23 protein-coding genes and 1 tRNA gene are annotated in these 23,533 nt (G+C 62.9%); 12 read left to right on the plus strand and 12 right to left on the minus strand.

Annotation, left to right across the window (positions count from 1 at the left end; all coding sequences use genetic code 11):
• Window positions 1–49: 49 nt before the first annotated feature.
• Window positions 50–125 (minus strand) — tRNA-Glu (locus QZ497_RS20395).
• 389 nt (window positions 126–514) lie between these two features.
• Between QZ497_RS20395 and QZ497_RS20400 the strand changes: the two genes are divergently transcribed.
• The gene (locus QZ497_RS20400) at window positions 515–1,273 is read left to right on the plus strand and encodes a hypothetical protein (protein WP_295478807.1); all 759 of its coding nucleotides are present in this window, start codon (window positions 515–517) and stop codon (window positions 1,271–1,273) included.
• 45 nt (window positions 1,274–1,318) lie between these two features.
• Here QZ497_RS20400 and QZ497_RS20405 read toward each other — a convergent pair whose 3' ends face one another.
• The gene (locus QZ497_RS20405) at window positions 1,319–1,801 is read right to left on the minus strand and encodes a GAF domain-containing protein (protein WP_295478810.1); all 483 of its coding nucleotides are present in this window, start codon (window positions 1,799–1,801) and stop codon (window positions 1,319–1,321) included.
• On the minus strand, window positions 1,798–2,688 hold the full coding sequence (locus QZ497_RS20410; protein ID WP_295478813.1) for an ATP-binding protein: 891 nt from the start codon (window positions 2,686–2,688) through the stop codon (window positions 1,798–1,800). The genes QZ497_RS20405 and QZ497_RS20410 overlap by 4 nt, the downstream gene beginning before the upstream one ends.
• Window positions 2,689–2,773: 85 nt before the next feature.
• On the opposite strand from QZ497_RS20410, the gene QZ497_RS20415 reads away from it, so the two are divergent.
• Window positions 2,774–5,149, plus strand: coding sequence for a response regulator (locus QZ497_RS20415; RefSeq protein WP_295478816.1), 2,376 nt, complete (start codon window positions 2,774–2,776; stop codon window positions 5,147–5,149).
• Here the strand turns inward: QZ497_RS20415 and QZ497_RS20420 are convergent.
• Together QZ497_RS20420 and msrB are read right to left on the minus strand one after the other, a co-directional pair.
• Window positions 5,141–5,626, minus strand: a complete 486-nt coding sequence (locus QZ497_RS20420) for a glutathione peroxidase (RefSeq protein WP_295478819.1) — start codon at window positions 5,624–5,626, stop codon at window positions 5,141–5,143. The genes QZ497_RS20415 and QZ497_RS20420 overlap by 9 nt on opposite strands.
• Window positions 5,627–5,663: 37 nt before the next feature.
• Window positions 5,664–6,056: a peptide-methionine (R)-S-oxide reductase MsrB gene (gene msrB / locus QZ497_RS20425; protein ID WP_295478822.1), complete on the minus strand. Its 393-nt coding sequence runs from the start codon at window positions 6,054–6,056 to the stop codon at window positions 5,664–5,666.
• A 226-nt stretch (window positions 6,057–6,282) separates the two neighbouring features.
• On the opposite strand from msrB, the gene QZ497_RS20430 reads away from it, so the two are divergent.
• The gene (locus QZ497_RS20430) at window positions 6,283–7,494 is read left to right on the plus strand and encodes a pyridoxal phosphate-dependent aminotransferase (protein WP_295478825.1); all 1,212 of its coding nucleotides are present in this window, start codon (window positions 6,283–6,285) and stop codon (window positions 7,492–7,494) included.
• 235 nt (window positions 7,495–7,729) lie between these two features.
• Window positions 7,730–8,617, plus strand: coding sequence for a protease HtpX (htpX, locus tag QZ497_RS20435; protein ID WP_295478828.1), 888 nt, complete (start codon window positions 7,730–7,732; stop codon window positions 8,615–8,617).
• Window positions 8,618–8,682: 65 nt separating this feature from the next.
• On the opposite strand, the gene QZ497_RS20440 is transcribed toward htpX, so the two are convergent.
• A complete protein-coding gene (locus tag QZ497_RS20440; RefSeq protein ID WP_295478831.1) occupies window positions 8,683–9,336 on the minus strand; it encodes a thiopurine S-methyltransferase in 654 nt (217 codons plus the stop codon).
• A gap of 104 nt (window positions 9,337–9,440) precedes the next feature.
• Here QZ497_RS20440 and QZ497_RS20445 point away from each other — a divergent pair, with 104 nt between their 5' ends.
• A complete protein-coding gene (locus QZ497_RS20445; protein WP_295478834.1) occupies window positions 9,441–10,208 on the plus strand; it encodes a class III extradiol ring-cleavage dioxygenase in 768 nt (255 codons plus the stop codon).
• A gap of 86 nt (window positions 10,209–10,294) precedes the next feature.
• Here the strand turns inward: QZ497_RS20445 and QZ497_RS20450 are convergent, their stop codons facing one another.
• Both QZ497_RS20450 and QZ497_RS20455 read right to left on the minus strand, forming a co-directional pair.
• Complete coding sequence (locus QZ497_RS20450; protein ID WP_295478838.1) at window positions 10,295–11,989, minus strand: DEAD/DEAH box helicase; 1,695 nt, start codon at window positions 11,987–11,989, stop codon at window positions 10,295–10,297.
• A 382-nt stretch (window positions 11,990–12,371) separates the two neighbouring features.
• Entirely contained in the window at window positions 12,372–13,127 is a 756-nt protein-coding gene (locus tag QZ497_RS20455; RefSeq protein ID WP_295478841.1) for a spermidine synthase, read from the minus strand.
• 156 nt (window positions 13,128–13,283) lie between these two features.
• Between QZ497_RS20455 and QZ497_RS20460 the strand changes: the two genes are divergently transcribed.
• Window positions 13,284–14,630 (plus strand): class II 3-deoxy-7-phosphoheptulonate synthase, encoded by a 1,347-nt coding sequence (locus QZ497_RS20460; RefSeq protein WP_295478844.1) that lies wholly within the window; start codon window positions 13,284–13,286, stop codon window positions 14,628–14,630.
• An 18-nt stretch (window positions 14,631–14,648) separates the two neighbouring features.
• Here QZ497_RS20460 and QZ497_RS20465 read toward each other — a convergent pair whose 3' ends face one another.
• Window positions 14,649–15,395: a sulfite exporter TauE/SafE family protein gene (locus QZ497_RS20465; RefSeq protein WP_295478847.1), complete on the minus strand. Its 747-nt coding sequence runs from the start codon at window positions 15,393–15,395 to the stop codon at window positions 14,649–14,651.
• Between the two features lie 125 nt (window positions 15,396–15,520).
• Between QZ497_RS20465 and QZ497_RS20470 the strand changes: the two genes are divergently transcribed.
• The 3 genes from QZ497_RS20470 to QZ497_RS20480 all read left to right on the plus strand — a co-directional run bounded on the left by QZ497_RS20470 (window position 15,521) and on the right by QZ497_RS20480 (window position 18,898).
• Window positions 15,521–15,973 (plus strand): MarR family transcriptional regulator, encoded by a 453-nt coding sequence (locus QZ497_RS20470; RefSeq protein WP_295478849.1) that lies wholly within the window; start codon window positions 15,521–15,523, stop codon window positions 15,971–15,973.
• Window positions 15,974–16,160: 187 nt separating this feature from the next.
• Window positions 16,161–18,260 carry a TonB-dependent siderophore receptor gene (locus QZ497_RS20475; RefSeq protein ID WP_295478853.1) on the plus strand — a complete coding sequence of 700 codons (2,100 nt, stop codon included), beginning with the start codon at window positions 16,161–16,163 and terminating at the stop codon, window positions 18,258–18,260.
• Window positions 18,261–18,478: 218 nt separating this feature from the next.
• Window positions 18,479–18,898 carry an organic hydroperoxide resistance protein gene (locus QZ497_RS20480; protein WP_295478856.1) on the plus strand — a complete coding sequence of 140 codons (420 nt, stop codon included), beginning with the start codon at window positions 18,479–18,481 and terminating at the stop codon, window positions 18,896–18,898.
• Between the two features lie 70 nt (window positions 18,899–18,968).
• Here the strand turns inward: QZ497_RS20480 and efp are convergent, their stop codons facing one another.
• Both efp and earP read right to left on the minus strand, forming a co-directional pair.
• Window positions 18,969–19,538, minus strand: a complete 570-nt coding sequence (efp, locus tag QZ497_RS20485) for an elongation factor P (protein WP_295478859.1) — start codon at window positions 19,536–19,538, stop codon at window positions 18,969–18,971.
• A 100-nt stretch (window positions 19,539–19,638) separates the two neighbouring features.
• A complete protein-coding gene (earP, locus tag QZ497_RS20490; protein ID WP_295478862.1) occupies window positions 19,639–20,772 on the minus strand; it encodes an elongation factor P maturation arginine rhamnosyltransferase EarP in 1,134 nt (377 codons plus the stop codon).
• A gap of 116 nt (window positions 20,773–20,888) precedes the next feature.
• On the opposite strand from earP, the gene QZ497_RS20495 reads away from it, so the two are divergent.
• The 3 genes from QZ497_RS20495 to QZ497_RS20505 all read left to right on the plus strand — a co-directional run bounded on the left by QZ497_RS20495 (window position 20,889) and on the right by QZ497_RS20505 (window position 22,069).
• Window positions 20,889–21,272 (plus strand): hypothetical protein, encoded by a 384-nt coding sequence (locus QZ497_RS20495; RefSeq protein WP_295478864.1) that lies wholly within the window; start codon window positions 20,889–20,891, stop codon window positions 21,270–21,272.
• A gap of 3 nt (window positions 21,273–21,275) precedes the next feature.
• A complete protein-coding gene (locus QZ497_RS20500) occupies window positions 21,276–21,758 on the plus strand; it encodes a GreA/GreB family elongation factor (protein ID WP_295478867.1) in 483 nt (160 codons plus the stop codon).
• Between the two features lie 113 nt (window positions 21,759–21,871).
• On the plus strand, window positions 21,872–22,069 hold the full coding sequence (locus QZ497_RS20505; protein ID WP_295478870.1) for a hypothetical protein: 198 nt from the start codon (window positions 21,872–21,874) through the stop codon (window positions 22,067–22,069).
• An 81-nt stretch (window positions 22,070–22,150) separates the two neighbouring features.
• On the opposite strand, the gene QZ497_RS20510 is transcribed toward QZ497_RS20505, so the two are convergent.
• Window positions 22,151–23,428, minus strand: coding sequence for an aromatic amino acid transport family protein (locus tag QZ497_RS20510; RefSeq protein WP_295478873.1), 1,278 nt, complete (start codon window positions 23,426–23,428; stop codon window positions 22,151–22,153).
• Between the last annotated feature and the right edge of the window lie 105 nt (window positions 23,429–23,533).

The raw sequence follows: 23,533 nt of genomic DNA on the forward strand, positions 1-23,533 counted from the left end.
CCCGACCTTGGCAAGGTCGTGCTCTACCAACTGAGCTATTCCCGCTTATTGGCGTCCCCTAGGGGACTCGAACCCCTGTTACCGCCGTGAAAGGGCGGTGTCCTAGGCCACTAGACGAAGGGGACACACTACAACATTCACTCCCTGCTGCGTAGCGTTGTGGGCTTATCGCTGCAAGTGGCGCGCATTCTAGGGATGCTTTGGGAGAGCGTCAAGCCCCTAGTGAAAATTTATTGAAATCAACCACTTCGCCCTAAACAAAGGAATCCTCACCGTAGGTCGGTTTGTAAGACGTCGCCATCAAGTTTTGTGGGAATTGGCAGATAAGCTCAACTAAGGAGCATCCGTGACTTCAATGCAGACATTGTCGGCATGGTGCGCCCCCAGGCCGGAGCCCTGGCCCTCGGCTCGACATGAACTGAAACAAGCGTAGCTACTAGGCGCAGTAGTGCTTAGCCACTACACTCGCCCCATCACATCTGGACTTATAGAGGTTTGCACAGTGACACCTATCATGATCACGGTGCTCATACTGGTCGGTATCGCACTGCTTATAGCAATCGGCTACCTGAACCACGTGGCCGAGAACAAGAAACTGGATACGGCCCGCACCAAGGTCGAGCTCAGCGACCGCTTGCGTCGCTGTTCGGAAATCTCCGAGACGTTTCCTGGCCAATTGATGTCCCCCGCCCTCAAGCTGCTGCTCACGCGCCTTGAACTCAACGTCGTGCAACGCATGCTGAACCTGGACAAGACCAACGCCCAGCTCAAGTTCCGCGCCGAGGAACTCAAGGAGCTGGTCGCCAAGGGCGAGGCCATCCCGGTGACCAACCAGGCCACCCCGATCCAGACCGAAGCCAAGGCCAAGGACGTGCGTTTTCTGCTCGAAGCCCTGCATGGCCAGGTAACCCGCGCGGCCCACGACGGCTTTCTGCACACCAGCGAAGCCAAGCACTGGATCCGCGAGATTCGTCATATTCTGGTGATGTTGCACATCGAGTTCTTCAACACCCTCGGCCAGGAAGCCATGAACCAGGATCAACCTGGCCAGGCGCGTCTGGCATTCGAGCGTGGCGTACAGTACCTGCGCAGCCAGCCAGACCCGGTGACCTACCAGGCGCAGCTGGCGGCCATGGAGAAATCCCTGGCGCGGGTCAACTCGATCGTGCTGACCAACACCGCGCCGACCGAAAATGACGAAAACGCCCTGACCGAAGGCCTGAAGGCGGACGCCGAAGAAACCGAATGGAAGAAGAAGGTCATCTACGACTGACCGTTCACCGGTGCGCAGCCTGGCTGCGCACCGGCTCTGCCCGCCTCAGCAGTCGCTGGACTGCAGAAAGATTTCCGCCAGCCGCTCGATACCCCGCTGATCCTCCACACCAAAACGCGCCAGCTTCGGACTGTCCAGGTCCAGCACCCCGATCAGACGCCCCGCTTTGACCAACGGCACCACCAGCTCGCTGTTCGACGCGCTGTCACAGGCGATATGCCCAGGGAACGCGTGCACATCCTCGACCCGCTGGGTCTGCAGGCTTTGCGCGGCGGCCCCGCACACACCACGCCCGAACGGAATGCGCACGCAGGCCACCTGGCCCTGGAACGGGCCGAGCACCAGCTCTTGGTTACGGTTGAGGTAGAAACCCGCCCAGTTCAGGTCGTCCACCTGGCTATACAGAAAGGCCGAAAACTGCGAAGCGTTGGCGATGAAGTCCCGCTCGCCAGCCAGCAGCGCCTCGAGCTGGGCAGCCAGCAGCTCATAACCCTGCAGGCCCGCGCCCGCCTCGTTCAGATCGATCATGGTTGTTGCTCCAGCAATTGAAGGCCCACCCAGTAACGGGCGAACTGATAGGCACAGCGGCCGTTGCGATTGCCGCGCCCGGTGGCCCAGCGGACCGCCAGCACGTCCAGCGCTTCGTCGCGCTGCCATTGCAGCCCGGCCTGGGCGGCGAGCTGGCCGATCCAGTGCTCGACGACATTCAGATAGTGCGGCTGGGTGAAGGGATAGAACGACAGCCACAGGCCGAAGCGGTCCGACAGGGCGATCTTGTCTTCCACCGCCTCGCTGGGGTGCAGTTCGCCGTCGACGCGTTGCCAGTTGGCGTTGTCGCTTTCCTTCTCCGGCACCAGGTGGCGGCGGTTGGAGGTGGCGTAAAGCAGGACGTTGTCCGGGGCCTGCTCCAGCGAGCCATCCAGCACGCTCTTGAGCACCCGGTAGTCGCCCTCCCCGGTTTCGAACGACAGGTCGTCGCAGAACAGCACGAAGCGCTGCGGCAGCGCCTGCAGCTGCTCGACCACCCGCGGCAGGTCGCCGAGGTGATCACGCTCGATCTCGATCAGGCGCAGACCGGCCTGAGCGTATTCGGCGAGCAGCGCGCGCACCAGAGAGGATTTACCGGTACCCCGCGAGCCCCACAACAGCGCGTGGTTGGCCGGCAGGCCATCGATGAACTGGCGGGTATTGCGGGCCAGCTGGTCACGCTGCTGATCCACCCCGATCAAGTCGGACAAACGCATGTCCAGGCTCACTTCCAGCGGCATCAGGTAGCCCGTGCGGCCTTCGCGCACCCAGCGTGCCGCCAGGGCCTGCGACCAGTCCACCGGCTCGCGCAGGGCCGGCAACAGCGGCTCCAGCCGGGCCAGTACGGCTTCGGCGCGTTCGAGAAAAGCATTCAACCGGGAATCCACGGTATCTCCTTGGGTATCAACCAATTTATCCCGCCTCGCAATCGGCTATGCTACGTGCGCACCTCACGGGAAGTGGCAGTACGCAATGGATATAGCCTTCACTAACAGGTTGTCGTTCAAGCAGGCGCGCCTGGCCGTAGTGGTCGGCTTCATACTGGGAACACTGCTCAGTGCGCTGCAGATAGGCCTGGATTATGCCAGCGAAGACGCGGCCATCGACCGTGAAATTCGTTCGCTGCTGGAAATCAGCCACAATCCGGCCTCACGAATCGCCTACAACATCGACGCCATACTCGCCCAGGAACTGACCCTGGGCCTGTTGCAGTCCCCCGCCGTGATCAGCGCACGACTCACCGATAACAGCGGCATGGTGCTGGCCAGCGTCGAACGCCCGATCAACCAGGGTCGCCTGCGCCTGCTCAGCGATTTCCTGTTCGGCGAGACCCGCCAGTTCAGTCAGCCGCTGCGGCTGGACAACGCTCCGGACGAACGGATCGGCACCCTGAGCCTGACGGTCGACACCTACGTCTTCGGCAGTGCCTTCCTGCAGCGTTCGGAAATCACCCTGATCAGCGGTTTCGTTCGCAGCCTGGCGCTGGCAGCGATTCTCTGCATCCTGTTCTACCTCACCCTGACCAAGCCCCTGGTCGGCGTGATCCGCGACCTGACCTATCACGACCCACGGCGCCGGGAACAGCAGAAACTCATCTGCCCATCCGGGCACGAGACCGATGAAATCGGCGTGCTGGTAGACACCCTCAACCTGCAGATCGAGATCGTCGCCAACGAATTTGCCCGGCGCCGCAATGCCGAGAACCGCCTGACCCGTCATCTGGATGAGCTGGAAGGTATCGTCTCGACCCGCACCCGCGAGCTGGAGGCGAGCAACCTGCGCCTGAGCCAGTACAACGAAGAACTGCAACAGGCCCGCAGCACGGCCCTGGAAATGGCTCAGGCGCGGGCTGCTTTCCTCGCTCACATGAGCCACGAGATCCGTACTCCGCTCAACGGACTGCTGGGCATGCTCGCCCTGTCGCTGGACGGCACGCTGAGCCCGGAACAGCGCCAGCAGCTGATGATCGCCCACGACTCGGGCAAGGTCCTGGTGGAATTGCTCAACGATGTCCTCGACATGTCCAAGTTCGATGCCGGACACCTGGAATTCGAGCGCATCCCCTTCGACCTTGGCCGCCTGGCCGAGGAAACCGCGACCCTGCTGTCACAGAACGCGGCGCCCAGCGTCGAGCTGACCTGCCTGATCGCTGCGGACTTCCCGGCACTGGTGCTGGGCGATCCGACCCGAGTGCGACAGATCGTCAGCAACCTGCTGTCCAACGCACTCAAGTTCACCCGTTTCGGGCGCGTCGACGTACGCCTCAGCCATTATCTGGATGCTGGCGCGCAGCAGCAGCGGGTATGCATCGAGGTGCGTGACACCGGCATCGGCATCCCCCGCGAAGCCCAGACCAAGATCATCCAGCCGTTCACCCAGGCCGAAACGGCAATCACCCGGCAGTTCGGCGGCACCGGGCTGGGCCTGGCACTGACCCACAACCTGTGCGATGCGATGCAGGGTCAGCTGAGCATCGACTCGCAGCCAGGCTTCGGCAGCCGCTTCCAGGCCGAGCTGCCACTGCCCTGGCACACCCAGGCACTCGCGCTGGGGCGCCTGAATGGCCGGGTCACCGTGATCAGCGCCGCCGGCAGCGGCTTGGTCGAGCTGCTGGGGAGCCTGCTGCCGGGCTGGGGCATCGAGATGGAGCGCCATGGCATAGACGAGGCCCCCACCTTCCTGGAGTGCAGCGAGCCACCACAGCTGTTGATCACCGACTGCCCCGAATGCCTGTTCGAGATCCGACGCGTTACCAGCGTTCCGATCCTGCTGGTCACCGCCTATGGCAACTTCATGCCCGCCGAGCAGGTCAGCGTCCTGGCTCCGCTGCAGCAACAGGCCAGGCCGCTGGCGCGCCACGCCCTGTACCAGACGCTGCGCCGGGTCATGCGTCCGGAACTGCCGGAAATGTCAGAGCAGCAGCCGCGTACGACAGATGCCTCACACCGGGCGCGCATCCTGCTGGTGGAAGACAATTCGGTGAACCAGATGGTCGCCAAAGGCATGCTCACTCGCCTCGGCTGCCAGGTGACCATCTGCGGCCACGGTGCCGAAGCGCTGGAACGCCTCGAACACCAGCGCTTCGACCTGGTGCTGATGGATTGCAACATGCCGGTCATGGACGGCTATGAAGCCAGCCGGCAGATCCGCCAGAGTGGCCGCTGGCCCCACCTGCCCATCATCGCGCTGACCGCCAATGCCATGCCCGAAGAGCGTGAACGCTGCCGTGCTGCCGGCATGGACGACTACCTGGCCAAGCCGTTTCGCCAGGCCGAGCTGCTCGGACTGCTCGAACAGTGGCTGCCGGGACTGGCCAGCGATGCCCAGGCGCATCAGACGTCAGTCTAGAAAAGTCTCGATATCCTTCTGCAACGCATCGGGCTTGGTCATTGGCGAAAAACGCCGGACCTGGCGCCCATCGGCGCTGAGCAGGAACTTGGTGAAATTCCATTTGATCCGCTGGCTGCCCAGCACGCCCGGTGCGCGGCGCTTGAGTTCGACGAACAGAGGATGCGCGTCACTGCCGTTGACCTCGACCTTGGCGAACATCGGGAAACTGACCCCGTAGTTGCGTTCGCAGAAAGCCGCGATCTGCCCGGCATCGCCAGGCTCCTGGGCGCCGAACTGGTTGCACGGAAAGCCCAGCACCACCAGCCCCCGCTCGCGATAGGTCGTCCAGAGCTGCTCCAGCCCCTTGTACTGGGGCGTAAAACCACATTGGCTGGCCGTGTTGACCACCAGAAGTGCCTTGCCGGCATAGTCGCCGAGGGTCTTGTGCTGGCCGTCGAGGGTCGTGCAGGGAATATCCAGCAGGTTCTGGGACATGGCGGTCTCCAAGTCAGAGGGGAAGCAGCGATGATACTCAGGCCGGCTCCAGGTCCAGGCACACCGAGTTGATGCAATAACGCAGGCCGGTAGGCGGCGGGCCGTCCGGGAACACGTGGCCCAGGTGTGCATCACACTTGGCGCAGACCACCTCGGTGCGGATCATGCCGTGGCTGGTGTCACGCACCTCGACCACGGCCGCACCATCGATCGGCGCGTAGAAACTCGGCCAGCCACAGCCGGAATCGAACTTGGTCTGGGAGTCGAACAACGGCAGGCCGCAGCAGATGCACTTGTAGATGCCAGGGGTCTTGGTGTCGTTGTATTTGCCGGTAAAGGGCCGCTCGGTCGCCTTCAACCGGCAAACCTGGTACTGCTGCGGGTCGAGCATCGCCCGCCAATCTTCAAGGGTCTTGTGCAACTTGTCCACGGGTACACCTCCGGATCCGAAAAAGCCCGATCTGTGTCTTTTCCACCGATCAGGTGGCACGTATGATTGCGCCTCATCAGTCATCAGTCTGTCACCCGCATCCCAGGCAGACAAACCGATTTTTTCACGGCCCCGGGTCCAGCCTGTCCAGCCGGCACGCCGAGCCGGGTTCATGGCCCTCGATGCCGTCTTTCGTTGCCGCACGTCCATCTTCAGGATCCTCAACATGCAGTTCAGCAAATCGAACAAGCTCGCCAACGTCTGCTACGACATTCGCGGGCCGGTGCTCAAGCACGCCAAACGCCTGGAAGAAGAAGGCCACCGCATTCTCAAGCTGAACATCGGCAACCCGGCGCCATTCGGTTTCGAAGCTCCCGAGGAAATCCTCCAGGACGTCATCCGCAACCTGCCAACCGCACAAGGCTACAGCGACTCCAAGGGCCTGTTCAGCGCCCGCAAGGCGGTCATGCAGTATTACCAGCAGAAGCAGGTCGAAGGCGTCGGCATTGAAGACATCTACCTGGGCAACGGCGTTTCCGAGCTGATCGTGATGTCGATGCAGGCCCTGCTCAACAACGGCGACGAGGTGCTGATCCCGGCGCCCGACTACCCGCTGTGGACGGCGGCGGTGAGCCTGGCCGGCGGCAACCCGGTGCATTACCTGTGCGACGAGCAGGCCAACTGGTGGCCTGACCTGGCCGACATCAAGGCCAAGATCACGCCGAACACCAAGGCCATGGTGATCATCAACCCGAACAACCCCACGGGTGCGGTCTATCCGAAGGAAGTACTGCTGGGCATGCTCGAACTGGCCCGCCAGCACAACCTGGTGGTGTTCTCCGACGAGATCTACGACAAGATTCTCTACGACGAGGCCGTACACATCAGCACCGCTTCGCTGGCCCCCGACGTGCTGTGCCTGACCTTCAACGGCCTGTCCAAGTCGTATCGCGTGGCCGGCTTCCGCTCCGGCTGGCTGGCGATCTCCGGTCCCAAGCAGGCCGCGCAGAGCTATATCGAAGGTATCGACATCCTCGCCAACATGCGCCTGTGCGCCAACGTACCGAGCCAGCATGCCATCCAGACCGCCCTGGGCGGCTACCAGAGCATCAATGACCTGGTACTGCCCCCGGGCCGCCTGCTGGAACAGCGCAACCGCACCTGGGAACTGCTCAACGACATTCCTGGCGTCAGCTGCGTCAAGCCCATGGGCGCGCTGTACGCCTTCCCGCGTATCGACCCCAAGGTCTGCCCGATCCACAACGACGAGAAATTCGTGCTCGACCTGCTGCTCTCGGAAAAGCTGCTGATCGTTCAGGGTACCGCCTTCAACTGGCCGTGGCCTGACCACTTCCGCGTGGTCACCCTGCCTCGCGTCGATGACCTGGAACAGGCGATCGGCCGCATCGGCAACTTCCTCAAGGGCTACCGCCAGTAAGCCTGCCAGGGCGGCCCGGCCCCGCATCGGGCCGCCCTCCCCTCACTACGCCTCACATCTGCCAGCCAGCCCCGTGCATTGCTGCCTGACTCAGCCAGCGTTCAGCTTGACGCTTTTACTCTGGAGTGAGAGGGGGCGACACAGTTTGAAATAGTCCCTCTGTTGAATAGCAACAGACGGCACCTTATATACCCGGCATCGCGCTGCATATTTATCCGAGGAGAACCTTTCGATCATGATGCGCATTTTGCTGTTTCTGGCCACCAACCTGGCGGTAGTGCTGATTGCCAGCATCACCTTGAGCCTGTTCGGCTTCAACGGGTTCATGGCGGCCAACGGGGTCGATCTGAACCTCAATCAGCTCTTGGTGTTCTGCGCCGTGTTCGGTTTCGCCGGTTCGCTGTTCTCGCTGCTGATCTCCAAATGGTCGGCCAAGATGAGCACGGGGACCCAGGTCATCACCCAGCCGCGCACCCGTCACGAACAGTGGCTGCTGCAGACCGTCGAGCAATTGTCCCGCGAGGCCGGCATCAAGATGCCGGAGGTCGGCATCTTTCCCGCCTACGAAGCCAACGCCTTCGCCACCGGCTGGAACCGCAACGACGCCTTGGTCGCAGTCAGCCAGGGCCTGCTGGAGCGTTTCTCGCCCGATGAAGTCAAGGCCGTGCTGGCCCACGAGATCGGCCACGTCGCCAACGGCGACATGGTCACCCTGGCATTGGTCCAGGGCGTGGTGAACACCTTCGTGATGTTCTTTGCCCGCATCATCGGCAACTTCGTCGACAAGGTGATCTTCAAGACCGAAAACGGCCAGGGTATCGCCTTCTACATCACCACCATCTTCGCCGAGCTGGTCCTGGGCTTCCTGGCCAGCGCCATCGTCATGTGGTTCTCGCGCAAGCGCGAGTACCGTGCCGACGAAGCCGGTGCACAGCTGGCCGGCACCCCGGCGATGATTGGCGCCCTGCAGCGCCTGCAGGCCGAACAGGGCGTGCCGGTGCAGATGCCAGCGACCTTGAGCGCCTTCGGTATCAACGCAGGCCTCAAGCATGGCCTGGCTGGCCTGTTCATGAGCCACCCGCCGCTGGAAGAACGTATCGAGGCGCTGCGCCGCCGCGCTTGATACCAGGCGTACAGAGAAAGGGCGACCCACGGGTCGCCCTTTCTTTTGCACGCTGCCTTGCCCGCTCAGCGCTGTAGGCGGTAGACCTGCTCGTTGAAGTGCGTCGCCCCAGCCTGGCGCGCCTTGGCGTTATTCGGCAGGTCATCCAGGGTTTCCAGCAGGCTGACCTCCCACCCCCAACGCGCGAGCTGCCCAACCTCCTGGGCAGATACCGCAAAAGGCGGCCCCTCCAGTTGCTCCTGCGGATAATCGAGGGCCACCAAGAGGCCGCGGCAGCTCGACGCAAGCAAGCGATCCAGCACAGCCACATAACGCTCACGCATGGCCGGCGGCAAGGCGACCATCGCCGCACGATCGTACAGGGCATGCAAAGGGCCGAGCAGTTCAGGTGTCAGCTCGAAAAAATCACCGCACCACAGCTGGCAGCCACCGCCCTCATACACGTCGAAGGCGCCGCGACGCGAAACGACCGGCTCCACCTGCCGCTCGGCGAAATAGCCCAGTACCGCCTTGTCCGACAGCTCGACACCCACCACCTGATAGCCCTGCTCCACCAGCCAGGTCATGTCCAGGCTCTTGCCGCACAAGGGCACCAGCACCCGGCTAGCGGGCAGCAGCCCAAGGCCGGGCCAATAGCGTTGCAGGTGAGCACTGGGCAAAGGCTGGTGAAAGCCGATCTGCTCGATGGCCCAGCGGTGGTGCCAGAATTCGGGCTCCATGGATCCTCCAATGAATTCGATGAAAAAGCCGAAAAACTTATATTAGATTTTGATGAGTCGTTTGCCGGAAGATGAGTCATCACGTTTTTCAGGAAGTGTCGCTCATGTTGCCCAGCCTGTTCATCTCCCACGGTTCCCCCATGCTCGCCCTGGAGCCGGGCGCCAGCGGTCCGGCCCTGGCACGCCTGGCAGCCAGCCTGCCACGCCCGCGCGCCATCGTCATCGTCTCCGCGCATTGGGAGAGCCAGCAGCTGGAAGTGAACGTCAACCCGCAACCGGAGACCTGGCATGACTTCGGCGGCTTTCCCCCAGCCCTCTACGCGGTGCAGTACCCGGCCCAGGGTGCACCCGAGGTGTCTGCCGAAGTCGCCAGCCTGCTCGAAGCCCACGGCCTGCCGACCAAGCTGAACCCGAGACGACCTTTCGATCATGGTGTGTGGGTGCCGATCGGCCTGATGTATCCGCTGGCCGACATCCCCATCGTCCAGGTATCGCTGCCAAGCCAGCACGGCCCCGCTCTGCAGACACGTGCCGGGCGCGCCCTGGCCAGCCTGCGCGAGCAGGGCATCCTGCTGGTCGGCTCAGGCAGCATCACCCATAACCTGCGCGAACTGGACTGGCAGGCCGGCCCCGAGAACGCCACCGGCTGGGCGCTGGAGTTTCGCGACTGGATGGTCGACAAGCTGGCCAGCGATGATGACAGCGCCCTGCACGACTACCGCCGCCAGGCGCCGCATGCACAGCGCAATCACCCCAGCGACGAGCACTTGCTGCCTTTGTACTTCGCCCGCGGCGCAGGCGGTGCATTCAGCATCGCCCACCAGGGTTTCACCCTCGGCGCACTGGGCATGGACATCTATCGCTTCGGTTGAGGCTGCTCGCACAGGCTCGTTACCGCCACCTGCCGAACAGGCAAAAAAAATCCCCGATCGCTCGGGGATTTTTCGTACCTGACGGATCAGTCTTCGCGATAGCGGCGCAGCTTGAGCTGCTTGCCGGCCACACGAGTGTCCTTCAGCTTGGCCAGCAGACGATCCAGACCTTCTTCAGGCAGTTCCACCAGGCTGAAGCTGTCGCGGATCTGGATGCGGCCGATGGCATCACGTGCCAGGCCACCCTCGTTGAGGATCGCGCCCAGCAGGTTCTTGGCGGCGATACCATCACGGGCGCCCAGGGCAGTACGGCAGCGCGCACGGCCTTCGCCCAGCGGCATAGGTGCACGACGCTCGCGCTCAGGACGATCACCACGCTCGCCACGATCGGCACGCGGGGCGCTGTTCGGCACCAGCGGACGCTCACGCTCGATGTCGGCCAGAGTCAGCGATTGACCCATGGTGACCTTGCGCAGCAACGCAGCAGCCAGGGCACGCGGCGAGCAGCCGATGTCGGTGGTCAGGCGATCCAGCAGTTCGCCATGGCTGGCTTCGGCATCGGCCACCAGAGGCGCCAGGCCGTTGGTGAGCTTCTTGATGCGCGCACTGAGGATGGTCTGCGCATCGGGCAGGCGAACCTCGGCGACCTTCTGGCCGGTGACACGCTCGATGACCTGCAGCATGCGGCGCTCGCGTGGAGTCACCAGCAGCAGGGCACGGCCTTCACGACCGGCACGGCCGGTACGGCCGATACGGTGCACGTAGGACTCGGGATCGTACGGCATGTCGACGTTGAACACGTGGGTGATACGCGGTACGTCCAGGCCACGGGCGGCGACGTCGGTGGCGACGACGATGTCCAGGCGACCATCCTTGAGAGAGTCGATGACCCGCTCACGCTGGTTCTGGGCAATGTCGCCGTTCAGCGCAGCAGCCTTGTAGCCTTTGGCTTCCAGGGCGCTGGCCAGGTCCAGGGTGGCCTGCTTGGTACGCACGAACATGATCAGCGCGTCGAAGTCTTCGACTTCCAGCAGGCTCAGGACCGCGTTGGTCTTCTGGTCGGCGTGGACCAGCAGGTGAGCCTGCTCGATCTTGGTGACGGTCTGGGTCTTGGTCTGGATCTTGACGTGCTGCGGGTTGCGCAGATGGCGCTCGGCGATGGCACGGATCGACGGCGGCAGGGTCGCCGAGAACAGGACAGTCTGGCGGCTTTCCGGCATGGCGTCGAAGATCACTTCGAGGTCATCCATGAAGCCCAGCTTGAGCATTTCGTCGGCTTCGTCGAGTACCAGATGGTTGACGGTAGCCAGGACTTTCTCGTCGCGACGCAGGTGGTCGCACAGGCGGCCCGGCGTGGCGACGATGATCTGTGCGCCGTTGCGGATGGCCTTGAGTTGTGGGCCCATAGGGGCGCCACCGTAGACGGCGACGACGTTCACCGCCGGCATCTGCTTGGCATAGGTTTCGAAGGCGGTGGCCACTTGCAGGGCCAGCTCGCGGGTGGGCGCCAGGATCAGGGCCTGGGGCTCACGCTTGCTCGGATCGATACGGTTGAGGATCGGCAGCGCGAACGCTGCAGTCTTGCCGGTACCGGTCTGTGCCTGGCCGATCATGTCGTGACCGGCAAGGATGATCGGGATCGATTGCTGCTGGATGGCCGATGGCTCTTCGTAGCCGGTGGCGATTACCGCAGCAACAATATTCGGATGAAGGTCGAGAGCGGCGAAGCCGCCGGTTTCCTGGGTCATGGGTCTGCCTCTGGTGCATCCGCAAAGACCCATGCTGCAAAGCTGCGCGTGCCGTGTACGACTCAAGAGTCACCCTGGCTGCTTTGTGGCGGGGATTTGCGAAAACAATGAATGAATGGATCGTTCAGGATGGTTCGGCTTGCGAACCAGCGACCGAAGCAGGCTCCGGCAATTGCATCCCTCTGAACGACGGCCCTGTAAAAGGCCGGCGCGCACTATACCGGAATTGACCGCACAGGTGATGGTTTTTTTTATGAAACATGTCTCGCTGCAAACACCCAACAACGGGCATTTTCGCCACTTTTGTGCACTGCGCAATCGATTGCGCGGACATCGCCGCTAAATCGATTCATGTTCGCTGACAATTTTCTGTCGCTACGCTGACCGGGGTGCGACGTTCCGTCTCGCCCGCTCGTCAGGTGGCCGCCCTTATGTCCCGGATCAGCGACTCCAGACTGTAACCCAGGCGCGGTGCCAGCGCCTGAGCGCGATCCAGAAGGCCGTCGGCATCCAGGACCTGGTCGAGGTCGGCAGGGACCAGCAGGATGACATTGCCCTCCTTCACCGGCAGCTCCCAGTAATGGCGGTGATAGAGGCCACGCAGCAATGCGGCGCCCAACGGGCGGCCGTCATCGGTGGCCCACTGGTTGATGACCAGCCAGCCACCGGGATTCAGGCGCTTCTGGCAGTTTTCCAGGAAATTCCAGGCCAGGTGGCCGGGTGCCGGCCCCACGTCGGTGTACAGGTCGACGAAGATCAGGTCGGCGGGTTCGGCGCTGTCCAGCAGGGTCACCGCGTCGCCGATGCGCACATACAGCCGCGGGTCGTCATCCAGCCCCAGGTACTGCATGGCCAGGCGTGGCACGTCGGGGCGCAGTTCTATGGCCTCGACATCTTCCAGCGGCAGGAACTTCAGGCACGCCTGGGTCAGGGTCCCGGCGCCCAGGCCGAGGAACAGCGCACTTTCCGGCGCCTCGTGGCACAGCGCGCCGATCAGCATGGCACGGGTGTAGTCGTACTCCAGCCAGCTGGGGTCGGCGGTGAAGGTACAGCTCTGCTCGATGGCTTCGCCGAATTCGAGGAAGCGATAGTCCTCGACCTCCAGTACACGGATCACACCGAAATCATCATGGACTTCGGCGAGGACCCGTTCTTCACGCTCCTGACTCATGCTTTCTCCTGGCGGCTGGCGGATGCGCCTGACGGCACAGGCGCGGATTGTCGGCCAAGCGGGCGGCTTTGTCACAATTATCGGCGCAGGCGCAACGGCCGCCGATGCAGGAACTGCTACCATGCGGCCTCCGATCTGCCCTCACAAGAGCCAATAATGAATCGACCCTGGAGCCCGGACAGCTGGCGGGCCTTGCCGATCCAGCAACAACCTCTTTACCCCGACGCAGCCAAGGTGCAACGCGTGGAAAGCACCCTGGCCGGCTTTCCGCCGCTGGTGTTCGCCGGCGAGGCACGCGAACTGCGCCGCCAGTTCGCCGAAGTGACCCAGGGCCGAGCCTTCCTGCTGCAGGGCGGTGACTGCGCCGAGAGCTTCGCCGAGTTTTCTGCGGCGAAGATCCGCGACACCTTCAAGGTGCTGTTGCAAATGGCTATCGTCATGACCTTCGCCTCCGGCTGTCCGGTGGTCAAGGTCGGACGCATGGCCGGGCAGTTCGCCAAGCCGCGCTCGGCCAACGACGAGACCATTGATGGTGTGACCCTGCCCGCCTACCGCGGTGACATCGTCAACGGCATCGGCTTCGACTCCGCCAGCCGGGTGCCGGACCCCGAGCGCCTGCTGCAGGCCTACCACCAGTCCACTGCCACCCTCAACCTGCTGCGCGCCTTCGCCCAGGGCGGCTTCGCCGACCTGCATCAGGTACACCAGTGGAACCTGGACTTCATCGCCAACTCGGCGCTGGCTGAAAAATACAGCCAGTTGGCCGACCGCATCGACGAAACCCTGGCCTTCATGCGTGCCTGCGGCCTGGACAGTGCGCCACAACTGCGCGAAACCAGCTTCTTCACCGCCCACGAGGCGTTGCTGCTCAATTACGAAGAAGCCTTCGTGCGCCGCGACAGCCTCACCCAGGATTACTACGACTGTTCGGCGCACATGCTGTGGATCGGCGACCGCACCCGGCAGCTGGACGGTGCGCACGTGGAATTCCTGCGCGGCGTGCACAACCCCATCGGGGTGAAAGTCGGCCCGAGCATGAACACCGACGACCTGATCCGCCTGATCGACATCCTCAACCCGGACAACGACCCGGGCCGCCTGAACCTGATCGCGCGGATGGGCGCCGGCAAGGTCGGCGATCACCTGCCGGGGCTGATCCGCGCGGTGCAACGTGAAGGCCGTCAGGTGTTGTGGAGTTCAGACCCGATGCATGGCAATACCATCAAGGCCAGCAGCGGCTACAAGACCCGCGACTTCGCGCAGATCCTCAGCGAAGTGAAGCAGTTCTTCCAAGTCCACCAGGCCGAAGGGACGCATGCCGGGGGTATTCACATCGAGATGACCGGGCAGAACGTCACCGAATGCATCGGCGGTGCACGACCGATCACCGAAGATGGCTTGTCGGATCGCTACCACACCCACTGCGACCCGCGCATGAACGCCGACCAGTCGCTGGAACTGGCGTTCCTGATTGCCGAGACCCTCAAGCAGGTCAAGCGCTGATGCCACTGGCGCCGCGGCTCAGACCTTGAGCGCCAGGATCACCGCGCAGACCACCAGAAACAGGCAGAACAGCAGGCGCAGCAGACGCTCAGGCATCGAATGCGCCAGCTTGACCCCCCAGCTGATACTGGCCAGACCACCCACCGCCAGCGGCACGCCCATGTGCCAGTCAACATGGTGGTGCCAAGCGTAGGTCAGCAGGGTAATGCCCGTGCTGGGTGCCGCCAGTGACAGCGCCAGCCCCTGAGCCACCACCTGGCTGGCACCAAACAGGCTGGTAAGGATCGGCGTGGCGACCACTCCGCCCCCGACCCCGAACAGTCCACCGGTGATGCCGGACCCCACCCCCAGCAGCCACAGCCAGTTCTCGCGTTGCAGCCCGCTGCCGAGCCGTGGGCTGCGGCGCAGCATCTGCATCAGGTTGAACAGGATCAGCACCACCAGGAACCCCACGAAACCCAGGCGCATGACTTGCGGATCCAGGCCTACTGCCCAGAGCGACATCAGCCAGGCGAAGATGAAACTGGGCACGATGAGCATCAGGGCGTGTCTGAGGTGGATGCGATTGCGCTGGTTGTAGCGCCACAGGGCCAGCAGCACGTTGGGCAGGACCATCAACAGCGCTGTGCCCTGGGCCAACTGCTGGTCCAGGCCGAACAGCACGCCCAGAGCCGGAATGGCCACCAGCCCGCCGCCAATGCCGAACAGGCCGCCCAATGTGCCCATGGCAGCGCCCAACAACATGTAGATCAACACCTCTATCACACACACTCCTCGACTGGGCCCAAGCTTCCACAAGACCCTGAGGTCAGCGACCTGCACGAATCATCTGGCGCATTAAAGATCACAACACTAAATTAGCCCACTGCCTCGATCCATCAGGAGTACCCATGACCGACACACCCGCTGGCTGCGACGCCTTGCAGCTCGACAACCAGCTGTGCTTCGCGCTGTATTCGACATCGCTGATGATGACCAAGACCTACAAGCCCTTGCTGCAGGCCTTGGGTCTGACCTACCCGCAGTACCTGGTGATGCTGGTGCTCTGGGAGCGCGATGGCCTGACCGTGGGCGAGGTCAGCACACGGATGCTCACCGATCCCGGCTCGCTGACGCCATTGCTCAAGCGCCTGGAAGGCGAAGGCCTGCTCGACCGGGTGCGCAGCAAGCAGGACGAGCGTGTGGTGCTGCTGCACCTCACCCAGAAAGGCCGCGACCTGCAAGCCCAGGCAAAGGACGTCCCCAACTGCATCCTCGCCGCCAGCGGTCTGGATATGGAACGTCTGCGCCAGTTGCAAGGCCAGTTACTCGCACTGCGCGACAGCCTTCAGGAATATCTCTGACCACTCCGCCGCCCGGCCTGGCAACCTGCAAGCCAGGCCGGGCAGGATAACCGCAAATCCAGGCTGACACATCCTGAAACGACTTCATGGCCGAATGGCCTAGAATGCTTTCGCAACAGTAAATAGCAAGCATTAACATTCGCATCCTTTTAATAACACACTGCCATCACCCTAGGATGCTCCCCCCATGTCTGCCCCATCGCGTCTGTCGCCCCTGGCCTTCGGCATCTCTGCCCTGCTCGGGGCCGGCTTCGCCTGCGCCGCCTCCACCACGCTGCCAGAAACCGCCATCAACGCCAGCAATGAACAGGAAGAGACCAACCCACGGGTCAAGGACGTCAGTACGGCGACCCGCACCAACACCCCGGTACGCTATGTGCCGCAGGCCATCGATACGGTAAAGACCAGCAACGTGCTGGACTACGGAACGCAGAGCCTGGGAGCCGCCCTGAACGGGCTGCCCAACGTCAGCGACAGTTCCGATACACGCTTCGATGGCCTGCGTATTCGTGGCTTCGATGCCAGCAACGACTTCTACCTCGACGGCATCCGCGACGACAGCCAGTACGTGCGTGACCTGCACAACATCGAACGTCTGGAGGTGCTCAAGGGACCGGCCGCCGTGCTGTACGGCCGTGGCAGCCAGGGAGGCATCGTCAACCGGGTCAGCAAGGCACCGCAGGTCGGCCGCCGATCCAGCCTCGAAGCCCAGGGCGGCAGCAACGACCTGCGCAGCCTGTATGCCGACCTCAGCACGGACCCGACTGATACCCTGAGTTTGCGTCTGAACATGGGCAACATGGATGCCAACAGCTTTCGTGACGGTATTTCCAGCCATCGCCAGCTGTTCGCCCCCTCGATGAGCTGGCAGCTCACCCCGGCGCTGAACTGGCTGGTGCAGTACGAATACAGCCGTTTCGATCGCACCCCGGATCGCGGCATCCCCGGGGTCGGCGGCCGCCCGGCTGACGTCGGTCGCGACACCACCTACGGCGACAACCGCGATTACATCGATGACAAGGCGCAATCACTGCGTTCCAGGCTCAGCTACGACATCAACCTCGATTGGCAACTGCGCCAGACCCTGGGGGTGTTCCAGCTCGACAGCGATTTCGACAACACCTACCTGACTGGCTACACCGCCGCCACCAATCGTGTGACGCGCCAGCGCTGGCAACAGGACCTGCGCACCCGCAACGTCTTCAACAACCTGGAACTGGAAGGTCGCATCGAGACCTTTGGCCTGGAGCATCGCCTGCTGACTGGCGTCGAGGTTGGCAGCCAGCGCCGTGACCCCAGGCTTTACACCGCCGCGACCAGTGGCGCGGGCAGCCAGGCCGTACCAACCCTGGACCTCTACAATCCGGACCGGCGCCAGAGCCACACCGGCCGCATGACGTTGTCCAGCCACAACTACACCGAGGTCGACAGCCGCGCCTTGTACGTCCAAGACCAGCTGCGCCTCAATGACCAATGGCAACTGCTCGGCGGCCTGCGCTACGACCGCTTCGAGGTGGAAACCACCAACCGTGTTCGCGGCATCAGTGAAGCGCGCGACAGCCATAGCACCAGCCCACGAGTGGGCGTGGTCTGGACGCCGTTGCCGGAGCACTCCTTCTACGCGTCCTGGACCAAGACCTTCTCACCGGTCGGCGGCGGCCTGATCGGCATCACCCCTGGGACGAGCGGCAACGCCAACGAACTGAGCCCGGAGTTGACCAAACAGAAGGAAGTCGGCGTTAAGAGCGACTGGCTGGGCGACCGCCTGAGCACCACGCTGGCCCTCTACGAGCTGGAGCTTTACAACCGCCGCACCACTGACCCGAACGACCCGAGCCTGACGATCCTCACCGGTCTGCAACGCTCACGTGGCGTAGAGCTGACCGCCAGTGGCCAACTGGTGGGCAACTGGTACCTGCGCGGTGGTGTCGGCATTCAGGACGCCACTATCGTCGAAGACAACAACGGCCTGGCCGGTAACCGCGTGAGCAACGTGGCCAAGCGCAACGGCAGTCTGTTCCTGACCTGGAAACCGGAAGGCGGCTGGTATGCCGAAACCGGCGTGACCCTGGTCGGACAGCGCTATGCCGATAACCAGAACACCACGGTACTGCCCGGCTATGGGCGCTGGGATGTCCTGGCCGGTTACCGCCAGAAGGAATGGGACCTGCGCGCGGCGCTGAGCAACCTCACTGACCGCACCTACTACAGCTCAGCCACCAGTGCCGCACAGATCCGCGTAGGCGACCCGCGCAGCCTGGTGGTCACAGGCACCTACAGTTTCTAGATCGACCGCTTCTCGCCACTGAAGTCGCGCCTACCGGGCCCTGTGTTCTTGACCCGGCAAAGCGGCTTCAGCGGTGCAGCTGCAAGGCGTGCGAGTGCTCAGGCTGAAAAAATTTTCAACATTTAACTTGCGCACAAAATTATTGCGAGCTACATTTCAACTCACATTAGTTAGCGCGCAAAATAAATGCGCGACATTTCACTCAGAGAGGTAACACCATGAAAGCGCTCTACACCGCAGTCGCAACCTCCACCGGTGGCCGTGACGGCCGTGCGATTTCCAGCGACAACGTCCTCGACGTGAAACTGGCCACCCCCAAAGAGCTGGGCGGTGCCGGTGGTGAGGCCACCAACCCTGAGCAGCTGTTCGCCGCTGGCTATTCGGCATGCTTCATCGGCGCACTGAAATTCGTCGCCAGCCAGAGCAAGCGCAGCATCCCGGCCGACGCCTCGATTACCGCGCACGTCGGTATCGGTCAGATTCCGGGTGGCTTCGGTCTGGATATCGACCTGCACATCAACCTGCCCGGCCTGGACCAGGCCCAGGCGCAGGAACTGGTCGATGCAGCTCACCAGGTCTGCCCGTACTCCAACGCCACCCGTGGCAATGTCGATGTACGCCTGCACGTAACCGTGTAACAAACCGGCAGTAACGAAAAAGCCCGCGCAAATGCGCGGGCTTTCTCATGCCGCCAGGACAGCGCCGAAATTACTTGGCGCGGCCTTTGTAAGAACCGCCTTCGCGGGTATCGATCTCGATCATGTCGCCGATCTCGATGAAGTCGGCAACCTGCAGCTCGGTGCCGTTCTTCAGTTTGGCAGGCTTCATGACCTTGCCGGAGGTGTCGCCACGAGCGGCGTTCTCGGTGTAGTCGACCTGACGCACGATGGTGGTCGGCAGCTCTACGGAAACCAGGCGCTCTTCGAAGAACACGGCTTCGCAGACGTCAGTCATGCCTTCTTCGACGAACGGCAGAACGGCCTCGATATCTTCGGCGTTCAGCTCGTACATGGTGTAGTCGGTGGTGTCCATGAAGGTGTAGCTGTCACCGCTGATGTAGGACAGGGTGGCTTCCTTGCGATCCAGGATCACGTCGTCCAGCTTGTCGTCTGCGCCGTATACGGTCTCGGTCTTGTAGCCGGTCAGCAGGTTCTTCAGCTTGGTCTTCATGATCGCGCTGTTACGACCGGACTTGGTGAACTCGGCCTTTTGTACCAGCCAAGGATCGTTGTCGATACGGATCACGGTACCGGGTTTCAGCTCTTTACCAGTTTTCATTGCATATATCCGAATTTGGATGGAATTAGCAGAAGGCTCTGTACGAGAAATAGCCTGCGCAGGCCGCTTTCCGTACAGAGCCTGATATCAAGGCCGCGTATCATAGCGAATTTCGATAAAACTGCACCAGCGCCGTGGCGAGATCGCTCCGCGCAGCCTGACGTTGGCACCAATGTTCAGCATGCTCGACGACTTGTGACCAATGCGCCTGGAGCTGCCGCCAATGGCTGGCCAGCTCTTCACCGGCACACCAGGCACGCCACAGGCCGTTGGTCGCCTCGGCGGCCGGCGCCGGCAGGCCATCCAGATAAAGCTGCAGAAATGCGTCCAGCTTGGGCCAGTGCGCCCCTTCGTCCTGCTGGTAGATGTGCCAGAGCATCGGTCGCCCGGCCCACTGCGCGCGCACGAAGGAATCCTCGCCGCGCACCACGTTGAAATCGCAGCTCCATAGCAGACGGTCGTACTGCTCCTGGCGGATGAACGGCAAGACCTGCACGGTCAGGACGCCACGCTGGCGAATGGCACCGGCCGTCAGCCCGTGCTCGCCCAGCCAGGCCTGCAGGTCGCCGAGGATGCGCCCTTCGGGCACCAGCAGATGAGTGGCCCGCCCTTCTGCCACCAAGGCATCCAGCCAGCTCCCCAGGCCGGAGTTCTCATAGGCGAACAGCGAAATGAGCCTGGCCCCCGTTGCAGGCTGTACACCCAGCGAGGCGAGAAAGGCCTGGCGGGCTGCCGGGTCGGCCTGGAAGGCCTGGCGCTGTGCAACCAGCCCCTGCTCGCGCAGCAAGCCACCGGTGCGCTCGTCGAAGCCAGGAAAGAAAAACCACTTCTTCAGCCCGTTGGCCTGCGGCGATGGCAGACCGTGGCAACCGCCTACCCACGCCTCGGCACTGAGGTAATCGAGATTCAGCCACAACGGCGGCGTTTCACGCTGGCGCATGGCCTCGACATAAGCGGCCGGCAAGGTACAGGCGAACGCCTCGATGACCACATCGGCTATCGGCTCTGGCTGCCATGGCGCAGCCCAGTGCCGGATCTCCACACCGGCCTGCAGCTGCCGGGTGGCCTGCGGATCGGCCTCGGGGCACAGGCGCACGAATGCGGCCAGGTCGTTGATCCACAGGCGCACCGCGACACCGTGCTCGGCCACCAGTTGCCGAGCCAGGCGCCAGGTCACCCCTACGTCACCGTAGTTATCCACGACATCACAGAAAATGTCCCAATCGACTCGCATCACCGCTCCAGCACACCGCTTGCAAAGGCGCGATTGTCGCGCGGAACCCGAGTCATCCACCAGCGAGACAGCAACGTGGCACAATGACCGGGTCGTCCACGCAAGGAAGTGTCGCCATGTCCTCCAGCCGCCGCCACGAACTCTACGTGTCGCTCAAACTGATCCTGTGCATCGCCCTGGGTATCTGGCTGGGCGCCGTCGCCGTGATCCTCACCGGACCGCTGCTGATCAAGGCCCTGCCCGCCGCACAGACCCAGGCCCTGGCCGAAGCGAGCGCACGGATCGCCCCGCCGCCGCCCCCGGCCGCCGAACAACCGGACACCATGCTGCGCAAGTTCGAGCAGAACCTGCGTGAAAGCGAAGCCCGCCAGGCTCAGGAATACGAACAGGCGCGGCAGAACCGTCAGTTCAACCGCGCCAAGTGCGATTTCTGGCTGCAACAGGACCGCACCGCACCGAGCGAAAAGAGCCGGGCCAGTGTCAACGAATTCTGCGGATAAGCCATGAACAAGCAGCAGGTACTGCAACTGATCGAGCAACGCCTGGCGCACGACCTGGAAGTCGCCCAGCGCGCCGCGCAGACGGCCTACGAGGCCGCGACTCACGAAGAGAGCATTGCCGAGAACAAGTACGACACCCTGGGGCTTGAGGCCTCTTATCTGGCCGCCGGACAGGCCCGTCGGGTCGAGGAAATCCGCCACGCCCTGGGTTTGTACCGGCAGTTCACCTTGCGGTCTTTCGACGAGGCTCGCGGTATCCAGGTCGGCGATCTGGTCACCCTGGAGGCTGGCAGTGGCGAGCAGCGCCACCTGTTTCTCGGCCCGGATGCTGCGGGGCTCAAGGTGCAGGCGGGCGAATGCGCGGTGACGGTAATCACCGCCCGCGCGCCACTGGGCCAGAATCTGCTGGGCAAGACCGAAGGCGACGAGGTGGAGATCGGCGTGGCCGGGCAGCGCCAGGCCTTCGAAGTGCTGCTGGTGCAGTAAGACGCCTGGGCGGTACGGAGTTGCCGGGCCCAGCGCTTTGTGAGTAAGGTGCAGTTTCGCTGCCAGGCGGCGACAGGAGCAGTACCCAGGACCCGTTACCCAAGGAGATTTTCATGACGAACGTCATCGCTTTTCCTGACGCACATGAACGTGATCGCCTGAGGTCCAGTGAGAGTCCGGCGTTGAAGTACCTGAGCAAGAAAGAACGGCAACTGATCGAGCAGTTGCGCCTGACCAGCCATGCGGGCCGTCAGTACATCTACGACTATGCTCGCCTCATGCAACTGACCCGGCCTCTGCATCCCTCCTGAGGCGCAGCGCCGGGCCTTCCAGATGCAAGCCATGCGGCGACGCAGACAGACTCATCGAGCCTGTGCCGCGTCGCCGTTTCATCAATGGCTGAGCGACCAGACCAGCGCCGAGATGGCCACCACGCCAGACGCCACCACGAAGACATTGGAGAGCTTGCCGGCATACTGACGCATGGCCGGTACCTTGCGGATGGCATACATCGGCATGAGGAACAGCAGCACCGAGATCACCGGCCCACCCAGGGTTTCGATCATGCCCAGGATGCTCGGGTTGAGGGTTGCCACGATCCAGCACACCAGCAGCATGCACAGAGCGGTAAGGCGATCCAGCGCCTTGCTGCCAATGCGCGCGCCCGACTTCACTACCAATCCCTTGAAGCCTTCACTGGCACCGATGTAGTGGCCCAGGAACGACTTGGAAATTGCCACCAGCGCGATCAACGGGGCGGCGAAGGCGATGGTCGGGTTGCTGAAGTGGTTGGCCAGGTACGACAGCACCGAAAGGTTCTGCGCCTTGGCCTCGGCCAGTTGAGCTGGCGACAGGGTCAGCACGCAGCTGAACACGAAGAACAGCACCATCGACACCATCAGCAGGTGCGCCCGCGCCAGGATCTTCGAGCTGCGGGCTTCGGCCTGCTCACCATACAGACGCTTCTGGTCCACGGCGAACGCCGAGATGATCGGCGTGTGGTTGAACGAGAAGACCATCACTGGAATGGCCAGCCACAGCGCCGGCAGGAAGCTCGACGGCTCCGGCAACGCGCTGGCGGTGGTCAGGATGCCACCGTTCCAGTGCGGGATCAGGAACACGGCCAGGAACAGCAGCGAAACGATGAACGGATAGACCATCAGGCTCATCACCTTGACGATGGCCCGCTCACCGCAACGTACTACGGCCAGCAGGCCGAGGATCAGCACGAACGCCAACAACGCTCGAGGCGGCGGCTGGATGTGCAGCTGATGCTCCAGGAAGCTGCTGACGGTGTTGGTCAGGCCGACGCTGTAGATCAGCAGGATCGGAAAAATCGCGAAGAAGTACAGCAGGGTGATGATTGCCCCGGCGCCTTTGCCGAAGTGCTCCTCGACCACCTCAGTGATATCGCCGCCGCTGCGTCCCGACAGCACGAAGCGGGTCAGCCCGCGGTGAGCGAAGAAGGTCATGGGGAACGCCAGCAAAGCCAGGGCCAACAACGGCCAGAAGCCGCCGATACCAGCGCTGATGGGCAGGAACAGGGTGCCAGCACCGATGGCGGTGCCGAACAGGCCAAGCATCCAGGTGGTGTCGTGACGATTCCACGCGGTGTTTTCCGCGATTTCGGGGTCCAGGCGTTCTGCGACGCTATTGGCCTGATCGTTCATCCGGTCGTGTCTCCGTTTCCGGTAATTGCACAAGCAAAGGCACCACGTAGGGTCTTGGCAGCGCGGCGCCCGTCCTGAAAAGCAGGTCGCGATTCTCCGGGATCA

The organism is uncultured Pseudomonas sp. (genome assembly GCF_913777995.1).
Taxonomy (GTDB): Bacteria; Pseudomonadota; Gammaproteobacteria; order Pseudomonadales; family Pseudomonadaceae; genus Aquipseudomonas.